This window comes from Bacillus sp. JKS001846 (assembly GCF_900176455.1).
In the GTDB taxonomy this organism is placed as follows: domain Bacteria; phylum Bacillota; class Bacilli; order Bacillales; family Bacillaceae_G; genus Bacillus_A; species Bacillus_A cereus.
In genome coordinates this window covers 260007-285079 of the sequence record NZ_FWYG01000002.1, presented here as the reverse complement: position 1 = coordinate 285079, position 25073 = coordinate 260007, and the positions used below count along the sequence as shown (strand labels likewise).

Here is a 25073-nt window from a genome sequence, read left to right as displayed (position 1 = left end):
CAATCGTGGGGTGTAAATCAGAATGATTGAAGCTGAACGAGGAAAAGAAGGATTAGAAGAGAGTAAAAAAAACGGGAAATAAAATAGGTAGACCAAAACTAGAAAAAGAAAAACTTTTAATTGCACTACGTATATATGATAGTGACCAATATTCCATCAAAGGAATCATAGAAGAAACTAGAATATCACAGGACTCTCTTTATCGAGCTATTAATAAACGAAAACTTGAAGAAACAAAGAAGTAAAAATACTTTGTGTTTCTTCAAGTCATACCATTTTATGGAAGGGGTTTTATTAGCTAATTTTATTTACAATATCATTCAAAAATAAAAACCCATTCCTTAACGTACAGGGAATCGGTTTTTTTGTGTCTGAAATGTGTTAAAACGTACAATTTTCTTTTTTGGATATCGTGACCCCGTGCCCATCAACTTAAGAATTTTATAACCTCAAAATCGAGAAAATTGTACATTTCCACATGAAGATGTCAATTTTCTCGATTTTAGGGTATTTGTCTTTCTTAGCTTGATAGCGATGAGGTAGCACCAACAAAACGCGAATTTCGTACGCTAAAAATTTTATAAAGAAAAAGCCGATTTCCCTATATATTAAGGGCAGCGGCTTTTGTTCATATTCTTTTACTTAATCAATTTCTGACATGAAACTTATAATAATACATTTTTAAAAAAGTAATAAAATTACCTATACTAACTAGAAAAAGGTTCATACTGTACATTTCAAATATCAATTAAGCACTAATATTTTGGTTATACGCTGTTTCACCTTTATGGGAAACATAACTATGTGCTATCATTCCTAACATTATTACAAACATACCACACCAAGATAAAATAGAGGGGAATGAAGAATGTAATAAAATTAGTTCTCCGATAACAGCAAAAAGCACCTCCATGGATTGTGTTGCTTCAACAGTTGCAAGTTTCTGCATATCTCCTTTAACCATATCAGTCGCTTTAAAAAATAAGATAGTTGCAATTACACCCGAACAAATAGCAACTAAAATAGATTGCATAGTTTGTTCTTTACTAGGAACTCCTACTGTAAAAAGACCGTACAAGGATAGTAAAAACCAAAATGGTAAGCTAGCTAATGTCATTCCAAGGACACGTTGATAAGCATCTAGACGATCTCCACAAACCTCCATCATCTTACGATTCCCGAGCGGGTAAGCAAAAGAAGCCACAATAACAGGAATAATACCTAATAAAATATCTTTTATAGCAAGTGATTTTGCTTGTTCCATTTGCATAAGGAAAATACCAAGAAGAATAATCAATGACATACCCATACCCTTCATTGGGATTTTACCTCTTTTCTTAAGAATTCCATCTGGGGTTTGAACGGTTTGAATAAAAAGAGGAGCTAGCAAAGATCCTGATATAATAGTGATTTGCCATGTCCCAGCAATTATCCATCCTGGGGCATGTGCAGCGGCAAAGCATAATGGAGCGTAAAATAGACCAAATCCTACAAAGCTCCATAAAAACCATGTTCTTAAATCTTCTCTCATAATTTGTAATAATACTTTTGATTTTTTCCTACTTATAACAAGAAGTGAAAGGAATGGAAGCATGAAAATAAACCTTAGTGAGGCACTCCATATCCAGTTACCACCTGATAATTCCATTGCTCGATTCAGTATAAATGTGAAGGCAAAAAAGAAAGCAGCACATATACCTAAAAAAATAGGGCGCAAATTCCTCACCTCAATCTGTCTCATAAGTCAGTAATTTCTCAAGACTTAACCAGTTTTGTTCTACAAGATGTGCTGTTGTTTCTTTATCTTTATTTCTACACGCCTCTATAATTTGCTGATGTTGTTCTACTGATTTTAGACCATTTATAGAAGTGAACTGAGAAATCTCGAGACGTTGAATCTTAGATATACTTCGTTCTAACGCACGAATGATTTCAGGATTTCCTGCCACATCTAGAAAAACATTGTGGAATAACTCGTCAGCCTCAATTGCTTTTATAATATCTTTTTTCTCAATAGATAATAGTAAAGCTTTATTACTGAACTCTAATTCTTGAATATCTGATTCTTTTAATAATGGTACTGCTAAACGAGCAGCTAATGAGTGTAAAGCAGCTACCACAGTAAATGCGTGTTTCGCCTCCTCAGGATTTAATGGTGCAACACGAGTAACTGAACCAGGAATAGATTCAACAAGTCCTTCATCCTCAAGACGTTTCAACGCCTCTCTAACTGGAGTACGGCTAATTCCGAATTCTTCTGCTAACTCTTTGTCATTTAAGCGTTGCTCAGGTTGTAGCTCTAATGTAACGATTGCTTTTTTCAAAGTTAGATAAACTTCATCTCTAAATGACATACGTTTAATGGGTTTAATAATATCTTTTTTCATAAAACCAATATATCGGATATTGGTTTTATGGTCAACTATAATTTTTCAATAAAATATAATCGATTAAAAAGTTTTAAAAAAGGTCGTTTATGGCACTTTTTTGATTACGCTAATTTACTAGATATATTATCTTTTATTTATTATATATAGTTCGAAAAAATTACCATTTACACACAATCAGTATTAGTGTATTATTCATCTAGTACACTAATACTGAGGAGGGAAGAAATGGAAAATGAATTTTCTCCTAATATCCCGATTTATATTCAGGTAATGGAATGCATAAAAAAGGAAATTGTAACAGGCCGTTTAGCACCGGGTGACAAAATCCCAGCTGTACGTGAACTAGCCAGTGAATTACAAGTGAATCCAAATACGATTCAACGCACATTTCAAGAGCTAGAACGAGAAGGTATTGCTGTGACACGAAGAGGAACAGGGAGATTTGTAACGAGTGAAAGAGAAAAGATTACTGAACTACGCAAAGAAATGGCAACAGAGTTGCTTGATAATTTTATAAATGGAATGGACAATTTAGGATTTACGAAAGAAGAAATTATTCCAATCCTCCATTCTTCATTAGAAAAGAAAAGGAAGGGAAACGAATGACAGAGTTATTAAAAATTAAAAATCTGTGGAAAAGATATAACTTAAAAACAGTCCTTCAAGATTTAAATGCAACAATTTCTGAAGGGAAAATTATTGGTCTTGTTGGTGATAATGGTAGCGGAAAAACGACATTATTAAAAATGATTGCAGGTTTGCGTAATCCTTCTAAAGGAACTATCACAATTGAAGGTCAGAAGGTAGGAATAGAAACAAAGAAAACTGTTTCATTTATGCCTGATAGTCCTGTTTTTGACGAGTGGATGACGATAAAAGATGCTGTAGCTTTCTATCGTAATTTTTATCCCGATTTTGATTTAAACCAAGCAATGGAATTAATAACTGAATTTAAAATGCCATTAGAAGAGCATATAGTTGCTTTATCAAAAGGTGAAGTGGAAAAATTACAACTTATCTTAACTTTCTCCAGGAAAGCAAAGTTATATATATTAGATGAGCCATTGGGTGGAATTGATCTTGTTTCTAGAAAACATGTACTAGATTTAATTCTTAAATTTTACCGAGAAGATTGTACCATTCTCATTTCAACTCATTTAATAGAAGAAATCGAAAGTATATTTGATGAGGTAATCTTTTTAAAAGACGGAGATATTGTATTACATGAAAACGTGGAGGAAATTCGTTTTCATCAAGGAAAAGCAGTACATGAGTTGTTTAGGGAGGTTTTTGAGAAATGAATCCACTTTTTCTCTATTTATATAAGTGCAATAGAAAAAAAATAGCTGTCTTTTATTCTGGTTTTATTATTATTTCTTTACTTCTTTTATTTAGTACGATAGGACTCTCAAGGGTACTACCTCCGTTTATAAAGGATTTAGTCTTACTTATATTCCTGATGATAATTGGTATAGCTGCATTTTTACTTCTTTTAATAGCGCTGCCTTCTTTCAATAAAATATTAAAAAATTCTATGATTCGTTATACAGCCATCCAAACCCGAAAATATATATATGTGAATTTATTATTTTTCACAGTAATGTTTATTATTTTATTAGGTATAGGCTTAATTTTTTCATATTATTTTTCACAAAGTCTTGATGATGGAAAAGTAATTGGTTATGATCCCAGTCTTTATGGTGGGGAAATAACCGGAGAATTCCGACAAGAATATCACAAGTTGTATAGTTACGGAATCTTCCAACACATATTTGCTTTTCTTTTATGGGGAATCGATTTCATGAGTATCCTTATTTCTGGTTATTTTATCATGGCAATTATACGGCTGTTTCCAGTGAAGTCATGGATGAGTAAAATAATTTTATTCATCATTTTCGTTGCTATTTTTTCAACAATACAAACAATGGTAATGAATGTGTTAAGTAAATTAGAGAAATATGCAGTTACTATTAAGAGTTCTGGGTTCATGGATAAGAATAATTTTTTTGATACATCATTTTATCCTATTGAAGATTTCACTATTTTTGGTCTATGTTTTAATTGCTTGTTAATAATTGTACTCGTAGCGATTACAGGTCGCATTATCAATAAGAAATTAGAGATATAAAAAATCACTTTATAAGTAAAAGATATTTTGGGAGGAAAGCATGAGAACATCTAATCCAATGTTAAAAAAAGACAAATTCCATGAAGAGAAGACAAGCGCTTCTACGATGACAATAGGTGGAACGATAGGAAAAACATTCATTTTGCTTATCTTACTTTTTGCAGCGTCTGTCTATTCATACGTACAGATGACACAAGAGACAATGAAAATACCCGTGTTAATTGGAATTATAATAGTTACTCTAATTTTCGCTTTTGTGGTTATATTCGTTCCGCGCATATCCCCAATTTGCGCACCGATTTACGCAATATTACAAGGAGTTTTATTAGGAAGTATTTCAGCATATTATACAATGCGCTTTGGTAATTCTATCGCTTTAACTGCCGTATTACTAACAATTTCGATTTTATTTTCCATGTTAGTGTTATACGCAACTCGAATAGTAAAAGTAACTAAAAAGTTTCGTGCTGTTGTAACGGTTGCAACACTTGGAATTTTTATTATGTATTTAATTGTTTTCTTATTGAGCATCTTAGGGATGACTGTTCCATATATTCACCAAGGTGGGACAATTAGTATTATCATAAGTGCAATTGTAATTGTTGTTGCTGCATTAGATTTATTACTAGATTTTGATTCAATTGAACATGGTACTCATAGTGGAGCACCAAAGTATATGGAATGGTACAGCGCAGTAGGACTTATGATGACATTAGTATGGTTATATCTAGAGATCCTTCGTCTGGTTTCTTACATTATGAAAAACAAAGACTAGAAAACATCCTGCATGGTTCAAACATGCAGGATGTTTTTGTATTTCGTAGTATCAATTAGGTCACGTTATGTAGAGAAAGAAAAATTTCATTTAGAGGGTACTTCAAAACTTTAGATTGATGGTGATGGGGTCCCGCCACACATCCATCAACTTAAGGTATATGTTTATACAAAGGCGGATCTTTCCATGTAGTTTTTCATTATTTTTTATAGATATCCTAAAAGTAGGCATATCAAATAAACCCCGAAGGGTTACAATTTTTTCACTATAATTATGCTACCTGATGAATGGAAGTGGTATACTCATAGACAACACCCAAAATATCAAAGACTGTCTTTTTCTCGTATCGATGAGATTTTCGTCCGTTGTGCTGTAGGAGGTTAAACAGACGAAGGAGAACCTTTGATAATTCTTGGGTGTTTTTGTGTAATGCTTGGTAAAAAAGTGAAAAATAATCCTTAATTATGTACATCGCTTTATATTCACTTAGCTCTTTCTGTTTCTTACGTAATAGGAGTTCTCGCATTTTAAACATAGTAGAAGAACATAGTAGAATACTAATGAGTTGCCCATAAAGATGACATTCTAATCGCTCTTGTTTAATAGATTTACAACGATGAATTTGAAACCAAGATTTCCATATTTTAAATAACAGCTCAATTTGCCAACGTAATGAATATAAATCATAGATTTTCTCTTTTGGTACCCATTCCGTAGGAATGTTTGTCATATATACCGTAATACCTTGTAAAAGCTTCGTGCGCTCTGTATATGTAATTCCTTTTTTCTTTTCACGAATAGCTCGGTCATGTAGGCGTTTCCGTTTTTGCTCCTCGGTACACCTATAAACTACAATACAAGTAGGCAGTTTGTCTTTACTCCCTACATATACATCGTGTAATTCATACACTTGGCCAGGTTGTAATTGTTTCATAATGTCTTCCAAATGAATTTGTATATATACCGGTTTTAATTGAGAGGGTTTTGTTTTAAATACCACTGTTTCGAACTCTTTTCTATATATTTTAGTTGGTAACTTAAGACGAGATAAATAATACCCTTGCTTGTCTTGAATAGACTGAAAGTCTTGTAGACGAAAATATCCTAAGTCACGAATATACAGCTCATTCTTTTGTATCATGCCTGTTCGAGTCGCACCATATGCCTGATCACTTCGTTTTCCTGGTTCAATTTTCACATCAGAAAATTCTCCACTTAACAAGTCATACTCTAGTTGAATTTTCACACCAGCTTTATGACTACATCCTCCGGCACCAGGATAAGTGGATGCGAATCGATCTGGAACTTGAAAGGTTGTAGAATCAAGGATGCGAATGCGCTCAAAGTAGGAAGAAAGAGAATGAGAAATCTTAGATACGCCTCCAATTTTAGCTTGTAGAAGTGTAGTAAACACCGTTCGAAAGAAGGCTACAGAAGCCGAGTTAAATCGCCGATTAAGTCCTTCCGGACTTAATAAAACTCCTGTTGAAGTTTCTAATTGACTACATAGTTGAGTAAGAGAGGTAGTAGCGACTTGTTGATTAAGCCATACACACAAAGATAAGAAATGGTGCCCGTGGCACTTACGTTTTCGTTTCATCCCGCCTGCTTCTATGGCTAATTGATTAAGTGTAGCGGGAGACATATATCGATATAACTCTTCAGCGAATAAAGATAATTCTTGTTTTTGATTCATATTCATAAAAAGCACGTCACCCTTTTCTCATTAACATAAGAAAATAGTAACGTGCTTTTAACTTCAAAAATAGTCTAAATCCTTAAGTTGATGGATGTGGGGTCCCGCCACATGCCTATCAAGCTAATAGAACGTGTTGCCCCCAAAACGATAAAAATGAGCTTCGTTGCTATAAAAGACACAAAATTTTCGTTTGGGGGATAATTTAAAACTTTAGATTGATGGGCATGCGACAGAACCCTGGCAGTATTTACAAATTATTTGTTATAAACTATAATTAAACCGTCGGTCGGTTTAATTATAGGGAGGGAAAATGGCTAGAACAAATAAAGATTTCAATAACAAAAGAAATGAGCTACTAGAAAAAATATGGAATATATTTATTACAAATGGTTATGAGAATACAACACTCTCATTTATTATTAAGACATTAAATATTTCAAAGGGTGCATTTTATCATTATTTTTCTTCTAAAGAAGAGTGTGCGGATGCAGCAATAGAAATGTATGTTAAACGTTGGTCTAAGGAAATAACAGAACAGGATGTAAAAGAATTGAAATCTGATGAAAGGCTTAAACAAATTATTTTAATTGGGATACAAATTGCCAGTAATAATAATGAGCAAAATGAAAAAATTAATTCTCCATCAAATGCAATATTTCATCAGAAATTAATAGTTAGCATTATTAAACAATTTGCACCCATTTATGCCGAAATAATAGCACAAGGGGTTAAAGAGGGAATTTTTCATGTAACCTACCCCCTTGAAACAGCCGAGATGATTTTAACCCTTTCTAATTTTTATTTAGATATTGATTTATTTAAATGGAATGAAGAAACAATGATTTCAAAAGTTAATGCGTTTGAGGAATTGCTTACACGTAGTTTGGGTGCTGAAAATAATACATTTAGTTTTATTAGTAAATTATTTGAGTCGAGGTGAAAATAATGAAGATATTAATGGTTGGCACAGGAGTAATTGGGACCCTTTATGCCCATGCACTTTCAAAACATCATGAAATTACTCATTTTGTTCGTGAAAACAAGTTTAACCTTATGAACAAAAGAACTATATCATATGACGTTATAGATGAACGTGAAAATGAAGAAAATATGTATACAATTGGAGAATATACTTATAAATGTGTAGTTAGTGTGGAGTGTGATTATGATTTAATAATTGTACCTGTAAATTCATGTAAATTATATGAGGTTCTTGAAATACTTATAAAACAAGCACCTAATGCAAATTATTTGTTATTTACTTTAAATTGGGATGGAACAAACGAAATTGATAGTATGTTCAAAAAAGAACAATATATTATGGGATACCCTGGAGGTGGAGGTACGTTTAAAGGTAACTTGCTTTGGGGAAATATAGGGCAAGATGTTAAATTAGGTGCAATATATGAAGAACAAAAACCATTACTAAACAAAATGATTAAGATGTTTGAAGAGTGTGCTATTATTCCTGAAATTCCTACAAACATATTACATGCATTATGGATGCATAATGTAGGATCGGGTCCTATTGGAGTTGGACTTTCGAAATATAATGATATTGAAAAGTATTTAAAAGATGAAAAATTAGTAGAAACTTGCTTTAAAGCAATGAGCGAATGTTATAGTTTATGTGAAAAAAGAGGAGTTAATTTAAGCGAATTTCCTGAAGTTGAAATGTATAATATGCCATTTTCTGCATTATACCCAATGTTTAAAAATAATTTTGAAGAAAATCCGATTGTTCAACGTTTTACAGCCCATGCATTATTAGCAATGGATGAAATGAAAGATAATTTCAAAAAAATGCTGCAGTTAGGAGATAAAATGGGGATTCCTATGCCTAATATGCACAAACTTAATAACTTAATTTAATATCTTTTATTTTTTTGAGGTCCATCTAAAAAAATGTAGCTATTTCATATACTAAAGTTAAAAATTTAACTGAACATGGCTTTGAGAACAAGTGCTCCTTATTACGAAAATAAGGGGCATTTGATTTAGTATTTATCAAACAAGTTTTTTCATAAAATATTTATTTCTGATATTATAAAAGTAGGTAATATATTCTAAGAGTATAATCCTAAATCATAAATATTCAGGAGGCATAAAAATGGTTAGATGTACAGCTCCAGTAAGAGGACATAGTTCAGCAAGTGCTGCAGCAAATTGCCCAGCATGTAGAGGACGTTCTCGTGGTAATTATTACAGTTCCAATACTTAATTCCCGTCTTATTCTTCAGTTTCAGAAAATACGGGGAGAAGTAACTCAATCAGCAATGGAAGTGCGGCTCGTAATTCTAAAGCACGTTGGTCAAAGTCTACTTCCACAGTACTCTATACTTCAGCGGAAATTAGAAGCCTTAAGCCAATTCGTGATAAAGTAGAAGAAATAACTGTTACTCAACCAGATTTAAGAGATGTTTTTTTATGTCATGCCTGGGATGATAGAAAAGAGTCTGCTAAAGACTTACATGATTTACTTGAGACTTTAGGTGTATCAGTATGGTTTAGCGAAAAAGATGTCTTACTTGGTCAACCATTATTACGAGCTATTGATAAGGGATTGGTAAATTCAAAGGTCGGAATTGTACTAGTGACTCCTGCTTTCCTGAACCGTCTTTCGAATGAAGGTGTTGCGGATAAAGAGTTGTCTGTATTACTTGCTACAGATCGTCTAATCCCAATCGTTCATGGTACAACTTATGATGCTTTGAGAGAAGTAAGTCCCTTATTAGCGTCTAGAAGCGGATTAGATACATCTGAAGAATCACTCGGAGATGTAGCTGCTAAACTAGCTGAATTAGTAAATCTCTAAATCTGTATAAAATATACTTCAAACAAAGCATGTTCTTTAGCTATTGGTATTTTGAAAGTATCATTTTTATTTAGTCTAACTATGAGTTACTAGTATAGTGGGGTTAAGTCTTTACATATCCCATTTAAAATAACGTTCCCAAATGAAAGTTTGTGGGTTTTGTAGTGGGACATTGTTGATATGCGATTATTATGATGTTGGAGGATACCTAGTTTAGGTAAAGGTGAAGCTATTATTACCGGCAATGCTATGAAAGTTCCTGTATTTGTTAAGGTTAATAAAGAAATGGATATTCGTCCAAGTAGTGATGATGTAAATCTAACGGATTTATGGAAAACTGTAGAGGTACCTCAAGAGATTAGAGAGTTGGTATTCGAATGATTGATATAGAAAAATATTTAGTTGAAAGAATTGCAGAACGTTGCAAAAAATTACGCTTAGATTTGGGTATTCCAATGGAGAAGATTAGTGATAAATCTGCTGTAAGTCGAATTGAAAATATGAAGATTCCTAAAAGCGGGAATTTTATTACTGAAACAGTCGTTATGGATTATGTTAATCTTTTTGATAAATCTCTTGAAGAAATTATTTTCGGAGGATGGGCAAATGCCCAAGTACCCTTTTAATAAGCTAACTACTTGTTGTGTGAAAGAAAATTAAGTTCTGCATGTAAAAGATGTGCAATATAAAGCTACAGTTATAGTGTAAACAGGAATGAAAATGAACCTAATAAAAATTCATTTATTTTTCCTAAAGGAAAAGCAGTTAGCAAAAGCTAACTGCTCTACGAATAAGAAGAACGCAATGGTTATTCGTATTCGACCTTGGTGTATCTATAGTATTCACATGTATTAAAAAGTTATTCAATAAAAAGCTAACTGCCGCGTTTAAACTTATTGAAAGTAGCTAATTTAATTATATATCAATCAACCACGTCCAGCTTGGAAAGATGGATATAGCGTCATGCCACCATCAGCGAACAGTGTAATACCTGTTACATAGCTCGCTTGTGAAGAAGCAAGCCATGCTGCTACCGCTGCAATTTCTTTCGGTTCTCCGATATACCCCATTGGAACCATACTTTCAACATCGGCACGTTTTTCTGGATCCGCAAATTTTTCAGCATTAATCGGCGTATTCATAGCACCAGGTCCAATATTATTTACACGGATTCCTTTTGGTGCATATTCTAGTGCTAATGTTTCTGTCATTAGCTTAACGCCACCTTTACTTGCTGCATAGTGTACAAATAATGGCCATGGAATTTGCTCGTGAACGCTTGACATATTAATAACACTACCTTTAATATCATGCTCAACAAAATATTTAATTGCTTCCCGGCTTCCTAAGAAAGCCCCTGTTAAATTCGTAGCAATTACCCTATTCCAATCACTTAATGGCATTTCATGTGAAGGTACTGGATTTTCGATACCCGCATTATTAATCATGACATCCAGTGTACCAAATTCTTTCACAGCAGATTGAATGAGATTAATAACATCTGATTCAACTGTTACATCTCCTTTTACCGCGATTGCTTCTCCACCTACTTGCTTAACTACTTGTACTACTTCATTTGCCTCTGATTCGTTTGAATAATAATTAATTACAACTTTGGCTTGTTCTTCTCCAAAACGAATTGCCATCGCTCTTCCTAATCCTGTGGATGCACCTGTAATAACAACAACTTTCCCTTTTAAATCTGTATACATAATTTTTTCCTCCTTTTTATCCTTTTGCAATTCCTAACATAATGCCAGCTGCAATAATGAAGATAATTCCAATGACAATTGCAATAAATTGTCGTTTTGTTTTCTTTTCACCTAATATAAAAATTCCACCTAAAGTTGAGATCACGATCCCCATTTGGGAAAGAGAAAAACTTGTTGCCACCCCTACACGTGGCTGGGAAATAAATAAAAACATATTTCCGGCTGCCCAAATTAAACCAGGAATAATATTGCGAATTGCATATTTATTAAATGGTTGATGCTTAAAGGTTAATAGGATTCCACCTAACACCATACCAATGGCTTGTGGTAATAACGCTGACCATCCGTCTATACCGAATAGGCGGATAATTACCACATATACTAAGTAACCAAGAGTTGAAATTAATAAAATCACAATCCCTTTTTTGAAATTTCCTGTTTGTTCATTGTTTTTCTCTTCTTTGCTTTGGAGAGATGTGAGAACGATTCCAATTATGATACAAAGAAGTGCCAGAACACCTAATACAACAGATGTTGTTGTTGACCATTCATGAAATACAATGACCCCAAATAAAGTAGTCGAAACTAATTGCATTCCTGTTGAAATAGGCATTGTTTTAGAAACCCCAATTAAATCAATACTTTTCAATTGATTGGCTTGTCCTAATGCCCAAAATAGGCCTGATATAATCCCGATAATTATCACCATAGGCGTCAAAACGGGTTTTATAAAAATATAAACACCGATAGAAAAAACTAGAGCGCCAAGGGTAGTTCCAAGTACTTGACTGTAAGGACCGCCTCCTAGTTTAACGTTGAAGAGTACAATACTTCCCCAAAATAAGGCTGGTAAAATCGCTAATAAAATATCCATTTTTTCTAACCTTCCTAAAACATATTTGTTAAGTTGAATACTTGTACAAGACAGTATCTTTGTGTCGAGGGAATTATTTTAGAATAAGAGAAGTTTTCCATTTTTCTACCTCTAATATGTGTTTACCCAAAATAAAAGAAAAATAACATCATGTTGAAAAAGAAAATAACTAGCACGAAATTAAAAAAGTTATTAGAAAAGAATAAGATCAATACAATCTCAGGTTTTGAAAATAGGAATAATGGAGAAAAACTTGATACAAAATTAAGCTATGTTATGCAAAAACAAGGCATTATGTTTATAAATGAGAAGAAGAAATAATATCGCAAAATCCTAAATTTCATATATAAAATTAATAAGAAATATGATATGATGAAAGTAACAAAATACTTCTAAAACTATCTTGCAAAAGGACACACCTACGCATACATATGCCATAGGTGTGTCCTTTTTATGTATTTTTAAGATTTCAAGACTCAAAAGGGGGATATATATATTGTGTAACAGTAATATAGCATCTGCTAATGTATCTTTTGAAAAATTGAAAAGTCAGGAAGAAAATGAAGAAAGTATGGTGTCAACATGCCCGCAGTGTAAGGAACGGTCATATAGAGTACTTTATAATGATCACCCAAAATGGATACAGTTTTGCCTATGTTGTAATTATCGAGAAGTAAATACAATAGAGAGTCCGTTTGTTTATTAGAGGTAGCTATTTACGTATTTTGATTAGGAGGAAGAAAATTCGATATGAAAATATGGATTAAGGCTATTTGTATAACATCATTCGTATTTCAAATGACAGCATGTAGTAATTTGACGCAAACAAAAAATGATTCAAGACCTGCCCAAACAGTACAAAACGGAATACAACAGCACACAGTAGGGAATGGTATTGTAGATATTCCAGAAGCTTATAATGAGAAATTAAAAGGCTTAGAGACTGTTAAAGGGAAGGTAATACATATAAAGGATGGAGATACGATAGACGTGAACGTAAACGGGCAGAAACAGACGGTAAGATTACTGTTATTGGATACCCCTGAGTCTGTATCTCAAAAAATCCCACCGCAAAAGATGGGAAAAGAAGCATCTTCATTTCTAAAGAAACAGTTAAAAGGAAAAAATGTAACAATAGTCTATGATCGTGGACCCAAAGAGGACAAGTATGGCAGGAAATTAGCATATGTATTTTGTGAAGGGATACATATAAACGAGTTAATGATCAAATCAGGATATGGTATTGTAGCTTACATTTCAAAACCTAACACTACTTTGCTACCACAAATGCTAGAAAGCGAAAAAGAAGCAAAAGCATCAAAGACTGGCGTTTGGAACATAAAAGGGTATGTGGATGAAGAGAAACATCATTATAACCGTAATGATGCGGCTTAGCATTCTAATCCATTGCAATACAAATATTTGTGCAAAATGGAGGTTTTTTGAATGAATGAAAACAAAAGAAATATGTTCTTATCCTTTATCATTTCAATTTTATTTATTTTCGCGAGCCTATTGCCATTTAGTAATAATGAATATGTGTATGTTATCTCCAAAATTGGTGCTGCAGCTGGTGTAATAAATATTGTGATGATGAGCGTTTTTTTGTATTTTCAAAGCAAAAAAAACGGGACATTTATTAAATTAGTAAATTAAAACTTAATGGTTTTCCTACTCGTGTCTTTTTAACCTCGGTAAGGAAAACCGTAAAGGAGTGTAAATGTTGAGTCAAGTACCTGGATTTTTGAAGTTTGTTTTAGCGAAAGAAAGACGGTATGTATATTTAGCTGTAGCAGAAAAGAAAAATAAAAGAGTACATACACATATTGTATATGGATTTAGTCCGCTAGAAAAAGCATTAGAAACCATGTACGAAATGCGCGATGATTTTGAGAATTTTTTTCCTTTAGAATTAAAAGAGAGGGGATACGATTGGGAAGATATCAATGATTGGATACTTTCCATTGAAACAGGGTACTCGAAACACGGAAATAAACTAGTCATATATTAGCAAATGTTTTGTATTTTAAAAATTAGGTGAGGCGAAAATAAGATGTTGATCATTCAAAAGTATCACATTGTATTTGCTTGGACGATAGCTACTAGCGCAATGTTAATTAGTTTGTTTTTTAGTGAATGGATGAAGCTGCCGCCATGTGATTTGTGCTGGTACCAAAGAATGGCCATGTATCCATTAGTATTAATATTGGGGATAGGGATATATAGAAAAAATTCGCACGTATGCATTTCCATTTGCGTGTATCGGCTTAATGTTATCGGTATATCAAATTACAATTCAAACGTTTCCAGCTAGTGAGATGAAGATATGTTCAGTAGGAGTTTCTTGTACAGAAGATTACCTGAATTTATTTGGTTTCATCTCGATACCTATGCTATCTTTTGTTGGTTTTTTAGCTATAATCGTACTTCTGTACATAAAACCAAACAGTAAATTAAATCGTAGTAAAACAGATCGCTAAACAAGAGAAATTTACATGTAAGTCTAATTAAATGCATTTAAAACTTAATTTAAAAATAAGAAATATGAAAAGGAAGATAACAAAAATGAAAACACTACAAGTAAATAATGAAATGAACAAAATTCCAGAGGCAGATGTAGAATTACTTAAGATCATGGCTCATCCAGTTAGGCTACAAATTGTAAAAGAGTTAGAACATCGTAAGATTTGCAATGTAACACAGTTAACGGAGCTATTAAATATACCTCAATCTACCGTATCTCAGCATCTATCAAAAATGCGCGGGAAAATTCTTCGTGCAGAAAGAAAAGGATTGGAGATGTACTACCATGTTGCCAATGCTAAAGCATGCCAGATTGTCGGAGTATTAGGTCTGTAATTTTAATTCGAAATAGGTTGATAGAAAGAGTGCAGAACATGTCTGCACTCTTTCTTGGTAAGCCCTATCTACAATAGATAGGGAAATTAAATGTTTTGTTGTTTTTGAAAGTAACAATACAGTAGATAAATTAATAGATATGTTTAATGATAGTCTTTAATTCTCATTGGCCAGTCTAAGAATTAAGGGTTCATTGTAATATGTTACCTGTATACGAAACATATAAAATTATTGATTTAAAATAAAGTTTGATAATTTATAAAAAAGATTGATAAAACCCTGTATTATTTACCTTATCATGTGGAGTATTGGGGAGAAAAAGGTGCGTCTGATGGAATGATCACCGATGCAAAGGGAACTGTTTATGCTGGAGATTATGAAAACAACAGTATCCGTAAGATATTGCCAAATGGCATAATGGAAACTATCGCACATGATCCGAGAATTTTGTGGCCGGATACTTTTTCAATTGGTCCGGATCAATATTTGTATGTCATTGTGAACCAATTACATCGACAGCCTAGATTTCATTATGGAAAAGACTTACGACAGAAACCTTATAGTTTACTTCGTATCAAAATTGATGAATTTCCTGCTCCGACCTTTTCATAATAAAAATAGTCAATTAATTGTTTTCATTGATAGAAAATGATCAAACTTTTTTATAAAACCAAAACATAAACCTGCTGGATAAGAATCCATTTTGATCAATCTTTTTCAAAATGGATTCTTTTTATTTACCATAGAATACGGGTTAACACGATATTTTTAATCAAACTTTATTTTAAAGCTACAAAAATAAACATGTTCTATGATAATTTATAAAGATTTAGTAAGGGAAGAAGATAAAAATAGAACAAATTTTTGGCTGAAATACCTAGAGAGGGAGATTATGAGAATACAAATAAAATAGGGGTAGCTATGTCAGGCTACCCCTATTTTATTTTGGTTGAATCACAGTTCTAAAAGTCCCTTCAACTGTATGTGAGTCAAAATTTTCATAACTTGTTTTGTATGGAAACGGAAATGCTAGCACTTGATAATTTTTCTTTTTGTCTGTCTCTGGTAATTTTAATTGAAATACTTTTTTCTCATTAGGGTTAACAGTTACATACAGCACTACCTCCTCATTAATCAGCGGTACTTGTTCCCAATCTAAAAAGGATACTAAAGCATAATCCATAACCTCATCAGTGGGATTTCCTACAGTTAAATAAATCTCTTGGCCGCTTTTGGCAGACATCAAAGCAATTAATTCATCTTCTGTTTCGCTAATAAAGACATTATCAATTGGTTGTTTATCGCTTGTTTTTAAGGGCGCAATACTCTCGTATTGATAATAAGGAGTTGTTTTATTTTCCAAACTATACCGTAAAGGTAATACTTGCTACACTGCTCCTGCTTTATCTAAATCTAATTTTTCTATCAAGAGATCTGGATCTTTAATGATTAAATATGCCACTTCATTTATATAGTCATTTACTTTATTTGAAATGTTTGTATCTACAGTTGTGTTAGCTTTAGCAAGAAAAGCATGACTTTCATCTTTTTTCTTATTTGCTTCAAATGGAACTTGTTGAAAATTATTCATTACAAGGATTTTATACTTCCGATCTTTGTCAATATAATTATTTAAAGTAATCTTTGAATCGATTTTCCCGTCGGATATATCTTTTAATACACTCCCATTATCTATTATTTTATTTCCTTTTCCCATCATTCCATACCCCAAGCGATTAGATCCTTTTGTGAGTTGCTCTTCAGTAGATTTTACATTTGAACTTGAATTTTCTTTATTATTAAGAACAACAAAAATACTAATAGAAATAATACATATAAAAACTAAAATGAATAAAATCCAACTCTTTTTCATAATCGCTCCTTATTATTCATCAGTATAAAAAGATTAATCTAATAATCATTTAACGCTTGAATATTAGATCAACCTTTTTTTATTTATGAATTAATTTTATGTTTTTTCGTCACGTAACTTATTTGTTTTTATGAAGTTCTTGTTTCATGATTAATAGTTACATACCCAGATTTTTCATACGTATGATTACCAATAGCTCTAGAAATATATTTAATACCTGTACTTACTGTTGCACCTGCGTAAGATGAATTACTAGCAGAATCTGTTTTTGTCCCCATAAGCCCACCTAAATCATTATATGCTCTTGTTTTAGCTACAATTTTATTTTGTTTCATTGTAGCCGAGGATGTTGCCGTTGCACTTATAAGCGGTGGGACTAAATATCTTGATACTTTTGAATTAACAGTAGGTTGTGCTGCTAGCCCTGAAGAGTTCTCTAAGGGATTCAAACTCTCTTGTATCGTTGTTTTTTCTTCTGTCTCACGAGTATCATAAATAGTGTCTCCAACACGATACACTAATCCTTCCGCACTCGCATTTGGCGATAGTACCCCGAATGAAACCACTCCTAATGTTAGAGCAAGTGAGGATACTCTTAATTTTCTTAATGCATTTTTCATAATTTCTCCATCTCCTTTTAAAGTAATAATAGGTTCTATTACATAATACAATCTACTAATATTTTTGGGATATTTTACCTAAAAGTGGAATATTAAGAAAGATTGGAAAACGTTGGTTTATTTGGTTTTGTGAAGGGTATATTTTTGTTTCTCAATATGTTTGGTTCGTTTTTATATTAATAATGAAATACCGGGGTTCATGATAGTTTATACAGAAACTGTTGAAATCGCTTGTTTATAAAGGAATTGTTGTTTTCCATGGGTGGAGATTAGCACTGAAAATTTATCCACTGCAATAATGATTCCAGGTATTCTAACCCCGTTAATTAGAAAAATATTTACAACTCTTTGTTCTTTAATTAATTTTTTATAAAAATTGTCTTGTGAATACATTAATAGATTCCTCATCTCTATAAATATTCTAATGTTTCTAAATTATATTTTATGAAACTAATGGTGTAATTCTAACATTTTTATGGGAATTCTTATAAAATATAAAAAGCCCTCACAATGAAGTGAAGACCTTTGTTTATTTATCATCCACCAGTATGGCCGTGAGCATATTGTGTGACTTTATCCTCGCTAAGAGCTTTTTGTGTATCAGTTCCATTGTTAGCGTTAAACATAAACATAAACGTAAATGCGGCTGTTAATCCAATTAAGCTAAACATTACTTTTTTCATTTTAAAGCCTCCTTTTCAAAGTTTTGTTCTTCTGCTTGATGGCTAAGATAAAAATAATCGCTTGCTTTTGAACGGTTATTTTCTTGATGGAATAAAATCGCTAATTTTTTAGCGTATTCTTGCACATATTCATGTAGCTCTTCTCTATTAAAATAAGAAATTCCTGCTTTAATTGTCTTTTCTAATTCCTCTAGACTAAATTTTTCAAGGAATAGCTCCATCATGGCGTTACCGAATATAGAAGAATCCACCTCTTGTGAGAACGTATTACACTTATAACTTAGGTGTTGTAGAAAATGTTGTTTTTCCTTTGTTAACATTCTAACGAGCTGATAACGAGATCTTGTCAATTGTTGTAGTGCTACGTACTGGCTTTCTTTTACGATAGACATTTGATTTCGTCCGAACCGTAAATAGTCAGCGATGACGAAGGCGTCAATCTCATCTGTTTTATCCATGTCAGAATAGCTTTTCTTGAAGTTCGTAATTTGTTTTGGATTCATTAGAAAGACTTTTGCTCCAAAACTTTGTAACTCTTTATCATAATGAAGAAACATAGATGGATGAAAACTATAAACAGATGTAGATTCTAAACCCATTTTAAAAATTTCTACTTTTTGATTGGCTATACGCTGTAATAATCGTTCTTTCAGCGCTATGGCACCTGGTAAATCATTATTGACTGAATAGGAAGAAAACCTAAGTTTGAATTACAGCTTAAATATAATATACGAGGAGAAATTAAAATGACAACTATTCAAGTAAGTAATGAAATGTACAAAATCCCAGAGGCGGATGTAGAATTATTAAAGATTATGGCCCATCCAGTTAGGTTACAAATTGTGAAGGAGCTAGAACGTCGCAAAGTTTGTAATGTAACACAGTTAACAGAGCTATTAGAAGTACCCCAATCAACTGTATCTCAGCATTTATCTAAGATGCGTGGCAAGATTCTACGCTCGGAAAGAAAAGGGTTAGAGATGTATTATCATATTGCAAATTCCAAAGCATGTCAGATTGTTAGTGTGCTAGGTTTATAGAATAGCATTGGACAGTAAAACAAGAATCTCATTTCATTTTGGGGTTCTTGTTTGGCTATAGTTCTGAAAATAATAGTAATAATATTCTGAATTTTATTGATATATATTTGAAAATACACCTATTAAATTACAAATTCTGTTATTATATTATTAAAAGAATATATGATAATTGGTATTGAGGGGGTAGATTATGAATATAGCAATCAAAGGAAACGAACAGATTCTGGGCTTATTAAATGATTGGTATGTGGAAATTCGTGCACGGCGCATAAGTAATGCGCATCGTTTAAAAGAAGAAATTGATGATAAAATTCAAAACATAGAAGATCAGGACTTATTATTATACTATTCATTATTAGATTTTCGTCATCAATATGTAATTGATAACTTAGGTGTTTCTACAAGTAGTTTTGATAAAGTAGAATCTTTTGAGATTCCTTCTAACAACACTTTAACTTATTATTATCATTTCTTTAAAGCTATCCATGCTAGTGGAACTGGTAGTTACAAGGTTGCAAAAGAACACTTTGATCAAGCCGAAAAATTATTAGAGCTTATCAATGATGACGTTGAGAAAGCTGAATTTTATTATAAGTTAGGTGCATTCCATTTTGATATTTGTGATTCGCTGGTCTCTTTTCAGTACACAACAAAGGCAAAAGAAATGTTTTTAGCCCATGCTGATTATGAGCGTAATGTCGGATTTTGTGAGAACTTGTTGGGGTTAGCTTGTATAAACTTAAAAGAATGGTCATTAGCAGAGGAACATTTTGCGGGTGCAATGGACAAGTTCCAGAAAGTCGGAGAAGATAAGTTTATTATTATGGTGCGCCATAACTTGGGTTGGATGTATTCTAAACAAAACCTATCATCTTTAGCGATTCGTTATTTATCTGAAGTCATTGAAAAGTCTCCAAACCATTACAAAGCCATGTATGCAAAGGCGTTGGAACATTACAAACTGGACGAGCGAGATGTCGCAGCAGAACTCATTGAGAACGGATTAAATATTAGTAAGAAACTAAATCAAGAAGAGTTCATACATCGATATCTCATTTTACAAGAGCTAAACAATGCTTCACCTACTCAAATACTCGAAACAGTAGTGCTAGCAGGAATTGATTACTTCGAAAGAGAAGGATTGTATGAAGATGTTCAAGAGTCTTATGAGACGCTGGGAACAAAATTTTATGATGAAAAGAATCATCATGCGGCCAGTAAGTATTTCCATTTAGGGTTGCAAGCGAAACGAAAATTTTTTGAGGAAGGAGCTTTAAAATGAAAAAAATAGCATTCAGTTTAATGGGAATTGTCACGGCTATAACCTTGACTATAGGTGTAACGAATATAGCGAAAACTCCACAATCTTACGAAGTGATTCAAAGTCTTTCAGTTGGAGATCACGGTGGTTGATACACTAATTTAATGTATAATAAAAAGGGCTAGGATTTATAAAATGTACCCTATAGAATAGACACTTGAAAAAAGTCTATTCTATAGGGTATTTCTTGTATAATAAAAGGAAAATTGGGATCGGAGAATGTTGAAAATGACAAAAAAACTATTTACAGAAAGAGAAATTCAAATTCTATCAAATAACCTATACGTAAAATCTGTAAGTCAGAAAGGTATCACTTATACAGAGGAATTTAAGCATATTTTTATTGAGGAAAATGAAAAAGGAAAGCTACCTCGAAATATTTTTGAAGAATGTGGTTTTGATATAGATATGATTGGAATGAAACGAGTTATGTCATCGGGAAGTAGATGGCGTGCTGCTTATAGAAAAAATGGTGTATTGGGTTTAAGGGATACACGTATCGAAAACGCTGGAAGAACTCTTGAGAGAGAGCTTACATTAGAAGAAAAGTATGCCCGTTTAGAAGCCGAACGAAACTTACTAAAGGCGGAAAACGAATTGCTAAAAAAAATCAAACTTATGGAAGGGAGGATGAGAAGGAAATAACACTACCACCTAGTCAGAAATTCATCTTGATTCGTTCTGTCATCATGAAATACAACTTAAGGAATATGGTCAGTCATTTGTGTAAAGTAGCTGGTGTATCCCGTTCGGGATACTATAATTACTTTTCAGTTTCATCTCAAGAACAACGGAAACAAAAGAGTGATCGAGATGAAATCTTGAAGGAAACCATATTAAAAGCACTTCGATTTAGAAATAGAAACAAGGGGGCTCGTCAGATAAAGATGACATTGGCGAGTCAGTTTCAAGTTGTCTACAATTTAAAGCGTATCCGTAGAATTATGAAGAAATACGAGATTATCTGTCCGGTTCGCAAAGCGAATCCTTATAAAAGAATGCTTAAAGCTACAAAAGAACATCGAATAGTACCGAATCAATTAAATCGGGAATTTAAACAAAATACCCCAGGGAAAACACTTCTTACAGATATCCCCTATTTAGTTTACGGTAAGAATCAAAGAGCCTATTTATCTACAATTTTAGACGGCTCAACTAATGAAATTTTAGCTTACCATGTTTCAGAACAGATGACATTAGAGCTCGTAACGACAACTCTCCATAAACTAAAAAGGAATCCGCGGATTCGATTGACTGAAGGTGCTTATATTCATTCAGATCAAGGATCCCGCTACACAAGCCCTACCTATCAAAAGCTAGTTAAAAAGCTAAACCTTGGACAATCCATGTCAAGAAGAGGAAACTGTTGGGATAACGCCCCACAAGAATCATTTTTTGGTCATCTGAAAGATAAAGCTCATATAAAACCTTGCGTGTCCTTTAATGAATTGAAACAAGAGATTAAGAAATATATGACGTATTATAATCATTATAGATATCAATGGAATTTAAAAAAGATGACTCCTGTTGGATACAGAAATCATCTTCTTGATGTTGCCTAACTTTTTTCAAAATGTGCTTTACAAAGGGTACAGATTAAAACTATTAAGTGGTTTTTATAGCTTTCTTGAGTTACTTTATCTACTTACTCGATTTTTTGAAGAACAGCGGATAATATTGGGGTTTACAAATCATGTATGAGTTGTACCCATACGGCCATCTTCGGTATTTGTTCTAGTTTCTGCAACTGCTAATCGTCCCTTTTCTATTAAACCGTTCATTAACTCTGAAACCTTTCCCCTAGTTCTATTTAACTTTCTAGCAAGGTAACTAGTCGTGGCACTATCAGTGTTAAACTCATCTTTTTCACTTATTCTTCCAAGAAAAATGATTATTTTAAATTCTACATAAGGTATTGAATCCATTTGAAAATGTTTTTTCAGCAGATAATAAGTGATGTTAGAAAGAATAGTAATTACAAAGTTAGCCTCTGGCATGAGCTGAATTAATATTCAAAATAGGAGAATGTTAATTTACTAAGTACTCATTTTTATAGAAACTTTTACAGCATCATTCTCTATAAAATTGAAAGTAAATGGAGAATTGTATACTTGGAATTTCTTTGGATTTTCAAAGCTAGCTTCACGTTTAAAAACATCGCCGAATATTTTTTCTTCGATGATGCTAAATTGATGCTCCTCATTAATGTCTTTTGATTCTATAAGACCTTGAAAGGGAATGTCACCTTGGATCCTATAGTTTGGAATTACCTTGTTATAAGCTAATGCTGTATAGGTAATAGTCTTACGGATAAATCCTGAAATAGTAACTACTTCTGAACACACCTTTTCAATCGTAGTAAATATTTGTCTATCCACTTTGATGGTTCCTTTTTTGGCAGGAGGAATTAATTGGATTTTATGCTCTATAAATTGCCTAAAGCACAATGTTTTTGATTTGGGGGATTTTAGTGGTTTTTTCGTTTTTGGAGTTTTAGGAAAGCATGAAGATATTCTTGTTACTTCAGGAAGGCCTGATAAATTAATATGTGGAAAATAAGGCATGCTTGTTATAATGAACTTTTTCTTGTAATGTAAATTCATATACGTGTCCGCACCTTTCCAATGGAATATAGTTTAAAATATGTCCACCTCATCATATATGCTTCTTTTTGGTAAGGAATTTTCTAAAATGAGCTAATGTCATATATTGAAGTGAACCCGAATAGTGGTACATGAAAAGAACACCTCCTGAATTCGCATTCTAAGTATGCAAATTCAATGGAGGTGTTTTTGGTTTGAAGACAAGAGTTCATTACCCAGAAGAAATAAAGTGGAAAGTGATTGAAATGAAAAAGGATGGATATTCCAATCGGACCATTATGGAGAAGTTTGGAATTAAAAATGTTTCCCAAATTAAGACGTGGATGAAGTGGTATCGTACCGGTCAAACGTACCGTTTTCAACAACCTGTAGGAAAACAATATTTTTATGGAAAAGGGTCAAAAGAGTTAAATGAATTGGAACAGCTACGGTTAGAAAATAAACAGTTAAAAACAAAATTACTGATATGGGGAAAGTATCTGGAAATCGAAAGGAGTTGAACCCGGAAACTGTAGTTACTTTATGGACCGATTTAAAAACAAAAATAACGGTAAAAGAATTGTGTAATGTATTAGAATTACCCCGGTCTACATTTTATCGTTGGTTACAACGAACAGTGGACCTAAGAGATGAGATAGAAGAGAAATAAAGGATGTTTGTCTTCGGCATAAATTACGATATGGATATCGAAGAGTGACCGCAACTCTTCGGAAAATGGGGCTGTGTGTGAAACATAAAAAAGTATTACGAATCATGAGACAAAATCAGATTCTCTCAAAAATTCGTCGAAAGAAAAAGAAATATATCAGTGGTGCGGAGCCAGTAGTAGCCCCTCATCGATTGGAACGCCAATTCGATGCATCCGCACCAAATGAAAAGTAGTTTACGGATGTGACGTATCTATTATTTGAAGAGCGTACCTTGTATTTATCAACGATTATGGATGCCTTTAATCGTGAAATTATTAGTTATGTCATCAGCGAGTCCCAAGCACTGCCATTAGCAATGAAGACATTAAAACAAGCAATGAGAGGGCGAAAAGTAAAAGATGTCCTTCTTCACTCAAATCAAGGAAGTATTTATACAGCGAAGGAATTTCAAGCATATGCCAAAGAAAACGACATTATCACCAGCATGTCCCGGAGAGGAAATTGCCATGATAATGCCGTCATGGAAAGCTTCTTTGGTCATTTAAAAAGTGAATCCTTCTATTCACAAGAGATAACAAAAGTATCCAACACAACTGTGCGAAAGATTATGCTAGAATACATTCATTACTACAATTGTGTGCGAATTCAAGAAAAATTAAACCACCTATCCCCTAAAGAATTTAGGGAACAAGTGGTTTAGGTGTTTTGATAGGTGTCCCGTTTTCGGGGTTCACTTCATATCGATAGGTTTTTTTACTAATAGGGGAGGCACCATATCGCTATCAGGTTAAGAAATTGATTGTTCCCCAAAACAAAAAGTAAGCCGAACGCTTATAGAATAGACAAATGTGATGATATAAAATTTACGTGTTTTGGAGACTTCTAAGTATTAGCTTGATGGACGTCAGCAAGGTTGTTTTGCTAAGCAAGTTTCTTTGTATGTGAAAATGCAGCATGAAAACAAAGAGAGATTATGACTTGATTTCATCACAAAAGAAATATTTCCAAAATAAAGGGGTGAAAATCCAGAT

28 protein-coding genes and 8 pseudogenes are annotated in these 25073 nt (G+C 32.9%); 22 read left to right on the top strand and 14 right to left on the bottom strand.

The genetic code is table 11. From position 1 onward, the window contains the following. Positions 1–19: 19 nt before the first annotated feature. Positions 20–245: pseudogene (locus B9A45_RS33085) on the top strand (recombinase family protein); the annotation flags it as partial. A gap of 503 nt (positions 246–748) precedes the next feature. Here the strand turns inward: B9A45_RS33085 and B9A45_RS30330 are convergent. Together B9A45_RS30330 and B9A45_RS30325 are read right to left on the bottom strand one after the other, a co-directional pair. Then, positions 749–1741, bottom strand: coding sequence for a DMT family transporter (locus B9A45_RS30330; RefSeq protein WP_084065816.1), 993 nt, complete (start codon positions 1739–1741; stop codon positions 749–751). Beyond that, positions 1728–2387, bottom strand: coding sequence for a GntR family transcriptional regulator (locus B9A45_RS30325; RefSeq protein WP_084065815.1), 660 nt, complete (start codon positions 2385–2387; stop codon positions 1728–1730). The genes B9A45_RS30330 and B9A45_RS30325 overlap by 14 nt, the downstream gene beginning before the upstream one ends. A gap of 228 nt (positions 2388–2615) precedes the next feature. Between B9A45_RS30325 and B9A45_RS30320 the strand changes: the two genes are divergently transcribed. The 4 genes from B9A45_RS30320 to B9A45_RS30305 are packed head-to-tail and all read left to right on the top strand — an operon-like array spanning position 2616 to position 5293. Further along, positions 2616–2996: a GntR family transcriptional regulator gene (locus B9A45_RS30320; RefSeq protein ID WP_084065814.1), complete on the top strand. Its 381-nt coding sequence runs from the start codon at positions 2616–2618 to the stop codon at positions 2994–2996. Continuing rightward, the gene (locus tag B9A45_RS30315) at positions 2993–3691 is read left to right on the top strand and encodes an ABC transporter ATP-binding protein (protein WP_084065813.1); all 699 of its coding nucleotides are present in this window, start codon (positions 2993–2995) and stop codon (positions 3689–3691) included. The genes B9A45_RS30320 and B9A45_RS30315 overlap by 4 nt, the downstream gene beginning before the upstream one ends. Next, positions 3688–4518: an ABC transporter permease gene (locus B9A45_RS30310; protein WP_084065812.1), complete on the top strand. Its 831-nt coding sequence runs from the start codon at positions 3688–3690 to the stop codon at positions 4516–4518. The genes B9A45_RS30315 and B9A45_RS30310 overlap by 4 nt, the downstream gene beginning before the upstream one ends. A 40-nt stretch (positions 4519–4558) precedes the next feature. Further along, positions 4559–5293 (top strand): Bax inhibitor-1/YccA family protein, encoded by a 735-nt coding sequence (locus B9A45_RS30305; RefSeq protein ID WP_084065811.1) that lies wholly within the window; start codon positions 4559–4561, stop codon positions 5291–5293. A gap of 271 nt (positions 5294–5564) precedes the next feature. Here the strand turns inward: B9A45_RS30305 and B9A45_RS30300 are convergent, their stop codons facing one another. Next, positions 5565–6995, bottom strand: a complete 1431-nt coding sequence (locus B9A45_RS30300; RefSeq protein WP_084065810.1) for an IS4 family transposase — start codon at positions 6993–6995, stop codon at positions 5565–5567. Between the two features lie 307 nt (positions 6996–7302). On the opposite strand from B9A45_RS30300, the gene B9A45_RS30295 reads away from it, so the two are divergent. The 4 genes and pseudogenes from B9A45_RS30295 (at position 7303) to B9A45_RS30275 (ending at position 10433) form a co-directional block, all read left to right on the top strand. Then, a complete protein-coding gene (locus tag B9A45_RS30295; protein WP_084065809.1) occupies positions 7303–7932 on the top strand; it encodes a TetR/AcrR family transcriptional regulator in 630 nt (209 codons plus the stop codon). A gap of 5 nt (positions 7933–7937) precedes the next feature. Next, positions 7938–8864, top strand: coding sequence for a ketopantoate reductase family protein (locus B9A45_RS30290; RefSeq protein WP_084065808.1), 927 nt, complete (start codon positions 7938–7940; stop codon positions 8862–8864). Between the two features lie 238 nt (positions 8865–9102). Continuing rightward, positions 9103–9807: pseudogene (locus B9A45_RS33310) on the top strand (toll/interleukin-1 receptor domain-containing protein). Between the two features lie 377 nt (positions 9808–10184). Beyond that, the gene (locus B9A45_RS30275) at positions 10185–10433 is read left to right on the top strand and encodes a hypothetical protein (RefSeq protein ID WP_084065807.1); all 249 of its coding nucleotides are present in this window, start codon (positions 10185–10187) and stop codon (positions 10431–10433) included. Positions 10434–10733: 300 nt separating this feature from the next. Here B9A45_RS30275 and gdh read toward each other — a convergent pair whose 3' ends face one another. Together gdh and B9A45_RS30265 are read right to left on the bottom strand one after the other, a co-directional pair. Next, entirely contained in the window at positions 10734–11519 is a 786-nt protein-coding gene (gene gdh, locus B9A45_RS30270; RefSeq protein WP_084065806.1) for a glucose 1-dehydrogenase, read from the bottom strand. A 16-nt stretch (positions 11520–11535) separates the two neighbouring features. Beyond that, complete coding sequence (locus B9A45_RS30265) at positions 11536–12393, bottom strand: RhaT/GlcU family sugar-proton symporter (protein ID WP_084065805.1); 858 nt, start codon at positions 12391–12393, stop codon at positions 11536–11538. A gap of 150 nt (positions 12394–12543) precedes the next feature. On the opposite strand from B9A45_RS30265, the gene B9A45_RS32525 reads away from it, so the two are divergent. The 7 genes and pseudogenes from B9A45_RS32525 to B9A45_RS30225 all read left to right on the top strand — a co-directional run. After that, on the top strand, positions 12544–12714 hold the full coding sequence (locus tag B9A45_RS32525) for a DNA topoisomerase I (protein ID WP_084065804.1): 171 nt from the start codon (positions 12544–12546) through the stop codon (positions 12712–12714). A 429-nt stretch (positions 12715–13143) separates the two neighbouring features. After that, the gene (locus B9A45_RS30250; protein ID WP_084065802.1) at positions 13144–13788 is read left to right on the top strand and encodes a thermonuclease family protein; all 645 of its coding nucleotides are present in this window, start codon (positions 13144–13146) and stop codon (positions 13786–13788) included. A 51-nt stretch (positions 13789–13839) separates the two neighbouring features. Then, complete coding sequence (locus tag B9A45_RS30245; protein WP_084065801.1) at positions 13840–14049, top strand: hypothetical protein; 210 nt, start codon at positions 13840–13842, stop codon at positions 14047–14049. Between the two features lie 67 nt (positions 14050–14116). After that, complete coding sequence (locus B9A45_RS30240; RefSeq protein ID WP_084065800.1) at positions 14117–14404, top strand: hypothetical protein; 288 nt, start codon at positions 14117–14119, stop codon at positions 14402–14404. 42 nt (positions 14405–14446) lie between these two features. After that, positions 14447–14873, top strand: a pseudogene (locus tag B9A45_RS30235) (disulfide bond formation protein B). Between the two features lie 85 nt (positions 14874–14958). Beyond that, the gene (locus tag B9A45_RS30230) at positions 14959–15252 is read left to right on the top strand and encodes an ArsR/SmtB family transcription factor (protein WP_000854874.1); all 294 of its coding nucleotides are present in this window, start codon (positions 14959–14961) and stop codon (positions 15250–15252) included. Positions 15253–15546: 294 nt separating this feature from the next. Then, positions 15547–15864 (top strand): annotated as a pseudogene (locus tag B9A45_RS30225) (gluconolaconase); the annotation flags it as partial. Positions 15865–16192: 328 nt separating this feature from the next. Here B9A45_RS30225 and B9A45_RS30220 read toward each other — a convergent pair. The 7 genes and pseudogenes from B9A45_RS30220 to B9A45_RS30200 all read right to left on the bottom strand — a co-directional run. Beyond that, positions 16193–16615, bottom strand: a complete 423-nt coding sequence (locus B9A45_RS30220; protein WP_084065799.1) for a hypothetical protein — start codon at positions 16613–16615, stop codon at positions 16193–16195. Between the two features lie 24 nt (positions 16616–16639). Further along, positions 16640–17125: a hypothetical protein gene (locus B9A45_RS30215; protein WP_084065798.1), complete on the bottom strand. Its 486-nt coding sequence runs from the start codon at positions 17123–17125 to the stop codon at positions 16640–16642. A 128-nt stretch (positions 17126–17253) separates the two neighbouring features. Next, positions 17254–17745 (bottom strand): hypothetical protein, encoded by a 492-nt coding sequence (locus B9A45_RS30210; RefSeq protein WP_084065797.1) that lies wholly within the window; start codon positions 17743–17745, stop codon positions 17254–17256. A gap of 207 nt (positions 17746–17952) precedes the next feature. Beyond that, positions 17953–18138 carry an RNA chaperone Hfq gene (hfq, locus tag B9A45_RS30205; protein ID WP_084065796.1) on the bottom strand — a complete coding sequence of 62 codons (186 nt, stop codon included), beginning with the start codon at positions 18136–18138 and terminating at the stop codon, positions 17953–17955. Positions 18139–18281: 143 nt separating this feature from the next. Further along, complete coding sequence (locus B9A45_RS32435; RefSeq protein ID WP_179135420.1) at positions 18282–18428, bottom strand: hypothetical protein; 147 nt, start codon at positions 18426–18428, stop codon at positions 18282–18284. Next, positions 18425–18634: pseudogene (locus B9A45_RS33305) on the bottom strand (tetratricopeptide repeat protein); the annotation flags it as partial. The pseudogene B9A45_RS33305 and the gene B9A45_RS32435, both read right to left, overlap by 4 nt. After that, positions 18611–19120, bottom strand: a pseudogene (locus B9A45_RS30200) (IS110 family transposase); the annotation flags it as partial. The pseudogenes B9A45_RS33305 and B9A45_RS30200, both read right to left, overlap by 24 nt. 54 nt (positions 19121–19174) lie before the next feature. On the opposite strand from B9A45_RS30200, the gene B9A45_RS30195 reads away from it, so the two are divergent. From B9A45_RS30195 to B9A45_RS30185, 4 genes are all read left to right on the top strand, one after another. Further along, positions 19175–19468, top strand: coding sequence for an ArsR/SmtB family transcription factor (locus B9A45_RS30195; protein ID WP_084065795.1), 294 nt, complete (start codon positions 19175–19177; stop codon positions 19466–19468). A gap of 190 nt (positions 19469–19658) precedes the next feature. Continuing rightward, positions 19659–20750: a response regulator aspartate phosphatase gene (locus B9A45_RS30190; protein ID WP_084065794.1), complete on the top strand. Its 1092-nt coding sequence runs from the start codon at positions 19659–19661 to the stop codon at positions 20748–20750. Beyond that, the gene (locus B9A45_RS33075; protein ID WP_256891733.1) at positions 20747–20881 is read left to right on the top strand and encodes a hypothetical protein; all 135 of its coding nucleotides are present in this window, start codon (positions 20747–20749) and stop codon (positions 20879–20881) included. The genes B9A45_RS30190 and B9A45_RS33075 overlap by 4 nt, the downstream gene beginning before the upstream one ends. Before the next feature lie 127 nt (positions 20882–21008). After that, positions 21009–22351 (top strand): IS3 family transposase gene (locus tag B9A45_RS30185; RefSeq protein WP_142263112.1). Its coding sequence is split into 2 segments (ribosomal slippage): positions 21009–21390 and positions 21390–22351, totalling 1344 coding nucleotides; the frame shifts between segments, so codons are not numbered across the junction. Positions 22352–22480: 129 nt separating this feature from the next. Here the strand turns inward: B9A45_RS30185 and B9A45_RS33070 are convergent. Next, positions 22481–22786, bottom strand: a complete 306-nt coding sequence (locus B9A45_RS33070; protein ID WP_084065793.1) for a MarR family transcriptional regulator — start codon at positions 22784–22786, stop codon at positions 22481–22483. A gap of 39 nt (positions 22787–22825) precedes the next feature. Then, positions 22826–23392: a hypothetical protein gene (locus tag B9A45_RS30175; protein WP_084065792.1), complete on the bottom strand. Its 567-nt coding sequence runs from the start codon at positions 23390–23392 to the stop codon at positions 22826–22828. A gap of 194 nt (positions 23393–23586) precedes the next feature. Here B9A45_RS30175 and B9A45_RS30170 point away from each other — a divergent pair. Together B9A45_RS30170 and B9A45_RS33300 are read left to right on the top strand one after the other, a co-directional pair. Continuing rightward, a pseudogene (locus tag B9A45_RS30170) lies at positions 23587–24742 on the top strand (IS3 family transposase). A 193-nt stretch (positions 24743–24935) separates the two neighbouring features. After that, positions 24936–25019: pseudogene (locus B9A45_RS33300) on the top strand (XRE family transcriptional regulator); the annotation flags it as partial. Positions 25020–25073 lie beyond the last annotated feature (54 nt).